7 protein-coding genes are annotated in these 11,234 nt (G+C 69.0%); all 7 read right to left on the minus strand.

The annotated features are described in order from the left end of the window. Positions 1-28: 28 nt before the first annotated feature. Positions 29-1,909: a glycoside hydrolase gene (locus LXT13_RS01255; protein ID WP_233369784.1), complete on the minus strand. Its 1,881-nt coding sequence runs from the start codon at positions 1,907-1,909 to the stop codon at positions 29-31. Between the two features lie 4 nt (positions 1,910-1,913). Next, the gene (gene tkt, locus LXT13_RS01260; RefSeq protein ID WP_233369785.1) at positions 1,914-3,920 is read right to left on the minus strand and encodes a transketolase; all 2,007 of its coding nucleotides are present in this window, start codon (positions 3,918-3,920) and stop codon (positions 1,914-1,916) included. An 8-nt stretch (positions 3,921-3,928) separates the two neighbouring features. Further along, positions 3,929-4,879 carry a transaldolase gene (gene tal, locus LXT13_RS01265; protein ID WP_233369786.1) on the minus strand — a complete coding sequence of 317 codons (951 nt, stop codon included), beginning with the start codon at positions 4,877-4,879 and terminating at the stop codon, positions 3,929-3,931. Between the two features lie 58 nt (positions 4,880-4,937). Next, on the minus strand, positions 4,938-6,404 hold the full coding sequence (gene xylB / locus LXT13_RS01270) for a xylulokinase (RefSeq protein WP_233370306.1): 1,467 nt from the start codon (positions 6,402-6,404) through the stop codon (positions 4,938-4,940). 161 nt (positions 6,405-6,565) lie between these two features. Beyond that, on the minus strand, positions 6,566-7,882 hold the full coding sequence (xylA, locus tag LXT13_RS01275; protein WP_233369787.1) for a xylose isomerase: 1,317 nt from the start codon (positions 7,880-7,882) through the stop codon (positions 6,566-6,568). Positions 7,883-7,924: 42 nt separating this feature from the next. Beyond that, a complete protein-coding gene (locus tag LXT13_RS01280; protein ID WP_233369788.1) occupies positions 7,925-9,439 on the minus strand; it encodes an MFS transporter in 1,515 nt (504 codons plus the stop codon). A gap of 44 nt (positions 9,440-9,483) precedes the next feature. After that, on the minus strand, positions 9,484-11,142 hold the full coding sequence (locus LXT13_RS01285) for a glycoside hydrolase family 43 protein (RefSeq protein WP_233369789.1): 1,659 nt from the start codon (positions 11,140-11,142) through the stop codon (positions 9,484-9,486). Positions 11,143-11,234 lie beyond the last annotated feature (92 nt).

Here is an 11,234-nt window from a genome sequence, read left to right on the forward strand (position 1 = left end):
GGTGTGATCTGGAAGGTTGCGCGGGACGTCAGTTGCCGCTGGACAGAGTCGTCAGGCTGCGTGGCGGTAGCGTGATGCTGAGACCACCCGCCGTGGCGGCGATGGGCGCCAGGGCCTGGAAGCTGGCGGTGGCCGTCGTCTGGTAGGGCGTCCAGCTGCCGGCGCCCGCGGCAGCGGTGACGGCGACGTCCAGCGTGCGGGGCGTAGCGCCTTCGTTGACGAGCACGACGACGGCCCGCGGCGTGGCCGCGCCAGCCGGCGTGCGGTAGGCCGACAGGCTGACTCCATCGGCCGGCCGAGCGGTGGCGTCCACACGCACGAAGCCCGGCCGGATGAAGAACGCGAAATGCTTGAGCGCCAGGCCGAAGTGGTTGGGCTTGTCAGCCTTGTCGATGAGGCCGGTGGGCTTGGCGTCGTCCGAGTTGGCCAGCCACCAATAGATGTAGGCGTTGTACTGGCCGAGCGTCAGGCCGTCGTGCACCTCGCGGGCCAGCGCGAGCGCATCGTCGATGCTCGTGGCCCATGAGGCCTTGCCGTCGGCCTTGTTCACCGAGTCCAGGAAGTGCTCGGTCATCCAGACGCCCTTGCCCAGCCGGGCGGCGTCGGCGCTGTAGCGCGGCACGTTGCCATAGAGGTGGCCACCGATCAGCGCGACGTTGGTGGCCGATTTGTCGTCGGCCAGCAGCGCCTCGGTCGTGGCCGGCGCGAAGGCCAGCGACTCCGGCGCTAGCAGCCGGGTGCGCGTGCCGGCGACCGCCGTGGCGCCATGGCTGCCGATCCAGGCCTTCAGCTCGTCCGCGCTCCAAAGGCAGGACTCGTAGTCCGTCGGGTCCCAGTCAGGCTCGTTCTGCGGCGAGATGGCGTAGAGGTCCACGCCGCGGGTGGCGGCATAGCGGATGTAGGCGTTGAGGTAGGCCGCGTAGTCGGCGTAGTGGGCCGGGTCCAGCCGGCCGCTCCACGTCGGGTTGCTGCGTTCGGCCTGGACGATCTTGAGGCTGGCCGGCGGCGACCAGGCCGACGCGAACACCAGCGCGCCGCGCGCCTGGGCTGCGGCGCCATTGGCGAGTTCCGCCGTCCACGCCGACGTGTCCGCCGTCTGTGCCTTCGCGTCCCACGTGGCCGGCGCAATACGCAGCCTCAGGATGTTCAGGCCCAGGCTGCCCGCGCCGGTGCCGTACAGCACGTCCATGCGCGAGGCCGACATCGGCGTGTAGTACCAGGCGGCCGAGCCTCCGAAGCCCTGGATGGGCTGGCGTGTGGCGGAGAAGTCAATGGCCGCGCTGGCAGCCGCAGGCTTCACGCTCAGCAGCGTGGTGGCCCAGGCGGCCTGGTAGTGCGCGCCGTCCTGCGGCACGAAGCGGGCCTGCAGCACGACGCTTCCGGGGCTGGCGGTTGTGGCGGCGAGCGTGCGGCCGTCGGCCGTCGTGAATGACGCCGGGTCGGCAGCCCCCTGCACGCCCCACATCGCGCGTGGCGCGGTGCTCAGCGCCGCTGGCGTCAGCGTGGCTCCCTGCGCGACGGCGACTGGCGTGTCCCAGCGCACGTCCGGCTGAGCTTTGTCGACGCGCAGCGTGCGTGTGACTGTGGCAGGCGCGTAGCGGCTCGCGTCCTGCGGCGTGAAGGTCATGCTGAGCGTCTGCGAGCCGACCTCGGGCTTGCTGCCCAGGGCCGGCGTGTAGCTGAAGCTGCCGGCCACGCTGGACGAGGCATTGAGCTGGGCCGTGCCGAGCGGCGTGCCCCAGCGGATGGGCGCCGGGTCCGGCCAGCGGACGTCGGGCGTCGCGAGCTGCGTGGCGGGCGGCGTGCTGGCGTCCGCGCTGCTACTGCTTCCGCCCCCGCCTCCGCCGCCTCCGCCGCATCCGGTGGTCAACAGAACCAGCAGGCAGGAGATGGCGAGGGCGGTGCGCATGACGTCAGTGTGCGATACAGCGCAGGCCGGCTTCTGTAACGGCTTGCGCGGTCAGTCCGAAGTGCGCGGCCAGCGCCGCCGCGGGCGCGGACTCGCCGAAGCTGTCGATGCCGACAACGGCGCCCTCCAGACCCACGTACTGGCGCCACGGTGCGGTGACGCCGGCTTCCACGGCCACGCGTGGCACGCCCGGCGGCAGCACGTCGCGGCGCCAGGCCGAGTCCTGCTGCTCGAACACGAAGCTCGACGGCAGCGACACGACACGGGCGTTGACGCCCTGTTCGGCCAGCTTCGCGCGCGCCTGCACGGCCAGGTCCAGCTCCGAGCCGGTGGCGATCAGCACCAGCTGCAGCGGCTGCCCAGCGGCCTCGCGCACGAGCACATAACCACCGCGGCGCACGGCTGCCAGCGTGTCGGCGTCGCGGGGCTGATGCGGCAGGTTCTGGCGCGACAGGATCAACGCTGTCGGCGTGTTGACGTGGCGGATGGCCGTCTGCCAGGCCACCAGCGTTTCGACCGCGTCGCCGGGGCGCCAGACGTCGAGGTTGGGTACCAGGCGCAGCGTGGCCGTCTGCTCGATGGGCTGGTGAGTCGGGCCGTCCTCGCCGAGGCCGATGGAGTCGTGCGTGAAGACGTAGATCGGATTCGTGCGCATCAGCGCGGCCATGCGGATGGCGTTGCGGGCGTATTCCGAGAACATCAGGAAGGTGCCGCCAAACGGGCGGAAGCCGCCGTGCAGCGCGATGCCGGTCTGTATGGCGACCATCGCAAACTCACGCACGCCGTAGTGCAGGTAGTTGCCGCCGGCCACGGCCTTCTCGACGGAGCGGCAGCCGGGCCACTGCGTCAGGTTGGATGGCGCCAGGTCGGCTGAGCCGCCCAGCAGCTCGGGCAGCTGCGGCGCGAGCAGCGCGATGCTGTTCTGCGACGACTTGCGCGATGCGATGGTCTCGCCCTTGTCGGCCACGGCGGCGAGCTGGGCGGCGGCACGGTCATCGAAGTCGGCCGGCAATTCACCGCGCGCACGGCGGAGGAACTCTGCGGCGCGGGCCGGCGCGGCGGCGCGGTAGGCGGCCAGCACGGCCTCCCACGCGCGCTGGGCGGCGGCGCCGCGCTCGCGGGCGTCCATCGGCGCGCGGGCCTCGTCGGGCACGACGAAAGGCGCATGCGGCCAGTTCAGTGCCTGGCGCACGGCGGCCACTTCGGCGGCGCCCAGCGGCGCCCCGTGCACGTCATGGCCGCCGGCCTTGTTGGGCGAGCCCTTGCCGATGGTCGTCTTGGCGCAGATCAGCGTGGGCTTGCCGCTGTCCTCGGTGGCCGCGTTCAGCGCCGCGTCTATTGAACCGAAGTCGTGGCCGTCCACGTTGCGGATGACGCGCCAGCCGTAGGCCTCGAAGCGGGCCGGCGTGTCATCGCCGAACCAGCCCTTCACGTCGCCGTCGATGGAGATGCCGTTGTCGTCGTAGACGACGACGAGCTTCGACAAGCCCCAGACGCCGGCCAGTGAGCAGGCCTCGTGCGAGATGCCTTCCATCAGGCAGCCGTCGCCGACGAAGACGAACGTGCGGTGGTCGACCAGCTTGTGTTCGGGCGTGTTGAACTCGGCGGCCAGCAACTGCTCGGCCAGCGCCATGCCGACGGCGTTCGCCAGGCCCTGGCCCAGCGGGCCGGTGGTCGTCTCGACGCCGGGTGTCAGGCCCACTTCGGGGTGGCCGGGCGTCTTGCTGTGCAACTGGCGGAAAGCCTTCAGCTCGCTGAGGGGCAGGTCGTAGCCCGACAGGTGCAGCAGGCCGTACAGCAGCATGGAGCCGTGGCCATTGGACAGCACGAAGCGGTCGCGACCGGGCCAGTGCGGGTCGGCCGGGTTGTGGCGCAGGTGTCGGCTCCACAGCACGGCGGCAATGTCGGCCATGCCCATCGGCATGCCGGGGTGGCCGGAGTTGGCCTGCTGCACCGCGTCGATGGCGAGCATGCGCAGCGCGTTGGCTGCAAGGGTCAGGTCGTGGGACATGGCGGGCCTCAGGCTTGCTGCTGGGCGCGGATGAGCTGCTCCAGCGTTTCGGTGTCGGTGACGAACTGCGCGATGCCTTCTGTCAGCTTCTCGCGGGCCATCGGGTCGGCTGCCAGCGCGGCGCTGAACTCGGCCTCGGTCATCGGTGTCGGTGCTGGCCGCACTGGACCCTCGGCCGCCAGCCGGCGATCGACGGGCGTGCCCGCCTGGGCCAGCTCGGCCAGCAGCGACGGGCTGATCGTCATCAGGTCGCAGCCGGCCAGCGCGATGATCTGGCCGGTGTTGCGGAAGCTGGCGGCCATCACCTCGGTGGCGATGCCGTGGCGCTTGTAGTGGTTGTAGATCTCGACGACCGAGCGCACGCCCGGGTCGTTGGGGCCGGCCATCGCGGCCTCGTCCCAGCTCGGGCCGGCGGCCTTCTTGAACCAGTCGTAGATGCGGCCGACGAAGGGCGAGATCAGCTTCACGCCGGCATCGGCGCAGGCCTTGGCCTGGGCCAGACAGAACAGCAGCGTCAGGTTGGTGTGGATGCCCTGCTGCTCCAGCTCGCGGGCAGCCTGGATGCCGGCCCACGTGGAGGCCAGCTTGATCAGCACGCGCGCGCGCGGCACGCCGGCGGCGGCGTACAGCTCGATGATGCGTTTGGCGGTAGCGACGGACGCGGCCGCGTCATGCGACAGGCGCGGGTCGATCTCGGTCGACACGCGGCCGGGCACGACCTTCAGGATCTCGACGCCGAAGGCCACCAGCAGGTGTTCGGCCACCGTGCCGGCGCCGGCGCCGGGATGCGCGGCCACGGCCTGTTCCAGCAGCGCGCGGTAGCGAGGCTGCTGCACGGCCTTCAGCACGAGCGACGGGTTGGTCGTCGCGTCCTGCGGGCGGAACTGGGCGAGCTGGTCAAAATCGCCGGTGTCGGCGACGACGGTGGTGTGTTGGCGGAGCTGGTCGAGGCTGTTCATGGGCAAAGCGCGGCCCTGCCGCTGGACGCGGCATGACCATCAGGGGTGAAGAAGGGGGTTAGACGAACTCGCTGCGCAGCGCTTCATAGAGGCGCTGGAAGCGGGCGTGGCGGGGCTTGAGTGTTGCCGCCAGCGCGGAATCGGGTTCGGCGACGCGGGCGATGTCGGGGGTGCGGCAGACCTCGGCCACCGAACCGCCGCAGGCCAGCCAGGCCAGGCGGGCCGCGCCGAGCGCACCACCGGCCTCGGAACCGACGCCGTTGACGAGGCGCACGTTCAGCATCGAGGCTAGCAGCTTGGCCCACCATTCGCTGCGCGCGCCGCCGCCGACGAGCCAGAGCTGTTCGGCACTGCCGCCACCGGCCTGCAGCGCCTGCCAGCCGTCCAGCAGCGCGAAGCCGACGCCTTCGAGCACGGCGTAGCCGATGGCTGCGGCGTCGTGGTCGTGCGTCAGGCCGAAGAACACGCCCTTGGCGTTGGCGTTGTTGTGCGGCGTGCGTTCACCGCTGAGGTAGGGTAGGAAGAGCGGGGCCTGGTCTCGCTGCGCGGGCGTGAGCGCTGCGACCTTCTCGATCAGCGCGGCCTCGCCGCCGGGCATGCCCAGCATCAGCGTGGCCCAGCGCAGCGCGCTAGCGGCGCTGAGCACCACGCTCATCTGGTGCCACGTGTTGGGCAGCGCATGGCAGAAGGCGTGCACCGCGCGGCCCGGGTTGGGGCTGAAGGCATCGTTGCACAGGAAGATGACGCCGGAGGTGCCGAGCGACAGGAAGCCGTCGCCGGGCTTGACGACGCCCATGCCAACGGCGCTGGCGGCGTTGTCGCCGCCGCCACCGGCGATGGGGATGCCGGCCTGCAGGCCCCATCGGGTCGCCAGCTCGGGCTTGAGCGCGGCGCTGGCCTCGCTGCCTTCGACGAGGCGCGGCATGTGGCTCTCGGTCAGGCCGGTCAGCGCCAGCGCCTCGGGCGACCAGCGGCGGCGGGCCACGTCCAGCCACAGCGTGCCGGCGGCGTCGCTCATCTCGCTGACGAACTCGCCGCTGAGCTCGAAGCGCAGCCAGTCCTTGGGCAGCAGCACCTTCGCGACCTTGGCGAAGAGGGCGGGTTCATGCTGGCGCATCCACGCCAGCTTGGGCGCCGTGAAGCCCGGCATCGCGAGGTTGCCGGTGATGGCGGGCAGCTCGGGGCAGGCGGCCATCATCTCGGCGCACTGCGCGGCGCTGCGGCCGTCGTTCCACAGGATGGCCGGGCGCAGCACCTGGCTGGCGGCGTCCAGCGTGACGGCCCCGTGCATCTGGCCCGAAAGGCCGATGCCGCGCACCTGCGCCAGCGCCGTGCCGTGTTCGGCCCTCAGCTTGCTCATGCCCTGCTCGAGCGCGGTCCACCAGTCGGCAGGGTTCTGCTCGCTCCACAGCGGCTGCGGCCGCTGCACGGTCAGGGGAACGCCGGTGGTGGCGACGATCTGGTGCTGCTCGTCGAGGAGCAGCAACTTGATCTCGGAAGTGCCGAGGTCGATGCCGAGGAACATGGTGCGGTTGTCTTGCGTTTGGAGTTGCGGGGCGAGTGCCGGGCCGCCCACGCCGGCCCGGTTGGCGATGTGCGAGCGGGGCAAGCCCCGCGATCATCGCCGTCCCCTTGGGGGACGGACCAGGCGCAGCTGCGTCCAGCGCGGTGCGCCTGGGCCTGGGGTCAGCAGTACTTGTTGACGATGTTTTCCAGGCGCTCCTGGCGGCCCGAACGGGGCACCGGCGAGATGTTCTGCGCGTGCACCACAGAAGCCAGGTCATCGAGGCTGGCGCCGCCGAGGATCTTCTTGCCCAGGTCGCCTTCCCAGCCAGCGTAGCGGTCAGCCACGGTCTTCTCGAGTTCCCCGCTCTGGAACAGGTCCACGGCGTTCAGGAAGGCCCGGGCCATCGTGTCCATGCCGCCGATGTGGCCTTCGAGCTGGTCGATCGGGTCGATGGACTGGCGACGGACCTTGGCATCGAAGTTCGTGCCACCGGTGGTGTAGCCGCCGTGACGGATCATTTCCAGCATGGCGGGCACCAGGGCGACATGGTTGTTCGGGAACTGGTCGGTGTCCCAGCCCAGCTGCTCGTCACCGCGGTTGGCGTCCAGCGAACCGAAGATGCCCAGCGCGCAGGCAGTGGCGACTTCATGCTCGAAGCTGTGGCCGGCCAGCGTGGCGTGGTTGACTTCGATGTTGACCTTGACTTCGTTCTCCAGGCCGTAGGTCTTCAGGAAGCCGTAGACGGTGGCGCTGTCGTAGTCGTACTGGTGCTTGGTGGGCTCTTGCGGCTTCGGCTCGATCAGGATCGTGCCCTTGAAGCCGATCTTGTGCTTGTGCTCGACGACCGAGCTCAGGAAGCGGCCGTACTGGGCCAGCTCTCGCTTCAGGTTGGTGTTCAGCAGCGTCTCGTAGCCTTCACGGCCACCCCACAGCACGTAGTTCTGGCCGCCCAGGCGGTTCGTCCATTCCATGACGTGCTTCACCTGCGCGGCGGCGAAGGCATACACCTCCGGATCCGGGTTGGTGGCGGCGCCGCTCATGAAGCGAGCGTTGGAGAACAGATTCGCCGTGCCCCACAGCAGGCCGACCTTGCTGTCCTGCATCTTCTTGGCGGCGGCTTCGAGCAGGCCATCGAGGATGCGGTTGGACTCGGCCAGCGTGGCGCCTTCGGGGGCCACGTCACGGTCGTGGAAGCACCAGTACGGCAGGCCCAGCTTGCCGAAGAAGTCGAACGCGGCGTCCAGCTTCATGTAGGCGGCCTTGACCGGGTCGGCCTCGTTGAACCAGGGGCGCGGGTGGGCGGTGGCACCCAGGCCGAACACGTCCTCGCCCTTCCAGCAGAAGGTGTGCCAGTAGCAGACGGCCGGGCGCAGGTGCTCGGCCAGCGTCTTGCCCAGCACGACGCGGTTGGCGTCGTAGTAGCGGTAGGCGTGCGGGTTGGTGGAGTTGGGGCCTTCGTACTTGACGACGGGGAGATCGGAATAGACGGTGCTCATGGCGGGTTCCTTACTACGGGAGAAATGGAGGGGGTTGGAGGGTCAGGCGGCGGCCGGCGCGAGGCCGGCCTCCTGGCGCCGTTGGGCGAGTTCGTCGGCCATCTTCAAGGTAGTCTGCTTGTTCAGCTTGTTGGCCAGCATGCAAACGGTGCACGCCGCGAACAACGCGCCGACGCCGAAGCTGGACATCACACGATAGCCCTCGATGGCGTTGGCCGCCGTGGGATGCTGCGTGTCGTAGCCGAAGAAACCGGCCAGACACCACAGCAGGCCCGCCGAGCCGAGGGCCAGGCCCGACTTCAGCGAGAAGCCAATCGTGGCGAAGACCATGCCGGTGAAGCGGCGGCCGGTCTGCCATTCGGAGTAATCGGCCGCGTCGGCGTACATGGCCCACATGACGGCGATGGTGGGCGCGTAGAACACCGAGCCCAGCATGTGCAGCCACAGCATGCCCCAGACGGCTGTCGGCGGCATCAGGTACAGCGCACAAGCCTGCAGCGATGCCAGCGCGAAACCCACGATCGCGACGGTGCGCTTGCCGAAGCGCGCCGACAGGCCCGACGTCAGCATGATCACGACGATGGTCGTGGCGAAGCCGGCCATGTTCAGGATGCTGTTGTAGACGTCGGCGACGTTGGACTGGGCCAGGTTGTCGCGCGTGCCGTGCACGATGTAGCCCAGCGTGTCTGCCAGGCTGCCGGTGCCGCCAGGGTCCGGCGTCGTCAGGCCCAGCGCCGCGACGAAGTCGAACATCGCCGACTTGTCGACATAGTGATGATAGAAGCTGTAGTGCGCGCCGCCGCGCAGCGACAGCATGCCGAAGTTGAAGATCGTGTAGGCCACCAGCGCGAGCCAAGGGCCGTTCTTCAGCAGGTCGGCGAAGTCCTGCTTCGGCGAGCTGTGCGTCTCCACGATGGGCTTGATGCGTTCCTTCGTCGTGAAGAACGTGACGAGGAACAGCACCAGGCACAGTGCGGCCCAGATCGTCATCGTGACCTGCCAGCCGTGTGCGCGGTCGTGGCCTTGCGCGAACTTCGCCACCAGCGGCAGCGTGAAGCCGCCGACGACGAACTGCGCGACGTTGACCGACACGAAGCGGAAGGAGTTCAGCTTGGTGCGCTCGTTGAGGTCGCCCGTCATGACGCCACCCAGCGCCGAGTAGGGCATGTTGTTCATCGAGTACAGCGTCATCAACAACGTGTTGGTGATGCCGGCGTACGCGATGACCATGCCCGCGCTCCAGCCCCAGCTCGGGTCCGGCGTCGTGTAGGCGGCGATCATGACGACGCACCAGGGGATCGTCGTCCACAGCACCCATGGACGGAACTTGCCCCAGCGGGTGTTGGTGCGATCTGCCAGCACGCCCATGACCGGGTCGAAGATGGCGTCCCACAACCGCGGCCACAGCAGGATGGCCGCGGCCGTGCTGGCCGACAGGCCGAACACGTCCGTGTAGAAGTTCAGCTGGAACAGCACCATCGTCATGAAGACGAAGTTGGCCGCGGCGTCGCCGCAGCTGTAACCCGCCTTCTCGACGAAAGACAGTCTCTGGTTCATGAGTCTCCTCGTTGTTCTCGGAAATGCCCCGTGGGCGGGGTCTGTCAGGCCTTCGTGGCTTCGTACGACAGGTAGTCGAAGTCGGCGTGGACCCGGGTGCCGGCCAGATCCTGGCAGGCGATGCCGATGAAGTTGCCAGTGAAGCCGAAGCTGTTGGCGAAGCCGTTGACGAAGCGGGTCGCGAACTCGTCGCTCAGCATCGCGGCGTCCAACGCCGGGCCGATGTCCTGCCAGGCCGCGTCGCCCTGGCGGAACGAGAACTGGTAGGTGTCGTGGCTGAAGGTGATGGCGAGGTCGACCGGGCCGGCCGCTAGCTTCACCGGCGTGGCGACCGCGCTCAGCTGGCCGTCGCGGTTGACGTTCACGCAGACGACGCGCTCGTTGGTCTCGATGTCGCGCGTGACGTGCAGGTAGGCGTGGTTGCGGGTGTTGTAGTAGGTCGTCAGGCCGGCCATCTGGTGGAAGCTGTCCGGCTCGAAGTCCACGCGCGTCTCGACGCGGCAGTGGAAGTGCTGCTGGCGGCGCGCGACAAGGCTCTGGTCGAACAGGCTCATCAGCGACTCGCGGCCCTTCAGGCGCAGGTGGCCAGGGCGCTCGGTCAGCGATGCCCAGCTCTCGTCGAACGGCTTGCGCAGCGAATTGAGGTGGCCGCTGAAGGTGGCCGAGTCGAAGTCGTCACGCGCGGCTTCGGCGGGGAACGGGTGGGCCGGCAGGTCGGGCAGCGCGACGTGGACGCTCGGCTGCTGGCCGTTTCCGCCGACGATCTCGGGCCAGTCGTCGTCACGCCAGACGACGCGTTGGATGCCGGTCTCGCGGCCCAGCGGGCAGTGCAGGCCGGCATAGCCGCCGGACGGATCGTTCTTGTCGGCGTTCGGGCCGGTCCATTCCAGCGGGCGGCCGCACAGGTGGGCAAGGAACCATTCGCCCTTGGCGGTCTCGACGAGGCTGGCGTGGCCGCTGCGTTGCAGGCCGTCGGTCTTCTTCTGCCAGGCGGTCAGCAGCGGGTTGCCGGGCAGCGTCTCATAGGGGCCGTCGATGTTGCGCGAACGGGCCAGCGTCACGGCATGCTCGTAGAACGTGCCGCCCTCGGCGGTCAGCAGGTAATACCAGCCGTTGCGGCGGTAGAGGTGCGGGCCTTCGACGACGCCCAGCTCCGTGCCGCGATAGATGTTCTTGATCGGGCCGACGAGTTTCTTCGCCTCGGCGTCGTACTCCTGCAGCAGGATGCCGTTGAAGTTGTGCTTGCCCGGCCAGTGCGTCCACTGCTGGTTGATGAGCCAGTGGCGGCCATCCTCGTCATGGAACAGGCTGGGGTCGAAGCCCGAGCTGTTCAGGTAGATCGGCTCGCTCCACGGGCCGTCGATGCTGGGCGCCGTGATCAGGTAGTTGTGCGTGTCCTTGTACGCGCCGTACATGGAGCGCACGTCGGTGTAGATCATCCAGAACTGGCCGCCCGAGTACGTCAGACAGGGGGCCCATACACCGGCGGAGTCAGGGTGGCCGGTCAGGTCCAGCTGGCTGGTGCGCGTGACGGCATAGCTGTGGTGGCGCCAGTTGACCAGGTCTTTGGAGTGGTGGATGCGCACGCCCGGCCACCATTCGAAGGTGGACGTGGCGATGTAGTAGTCGTCACCGTCCTTGCCCGGGACGCGGCAGATGGACGGGTCGGCATGGAAGCCCGGCAGGATGGGATTGGCAATCATCTTCTTGAGGCGGCGTTTGGGCGCCGTGGTTCGAGTGCGGCTCAGGGGAGAGGGTGTGGGACGAGGTCCATGCGGTCGACCGACCAGCAGCG

Source organism: Pelomonas cellulosilytica, from assembly GCF_021353265.1.
In the GTDB taxonomy this organism is placed as follows: Bacteria; Pseudomonadota; Gammaproteobacteria; order Burkholderiales; family Burkholderiaceae_C; genus Pelomonas; species Pelomonas cellulosilytica.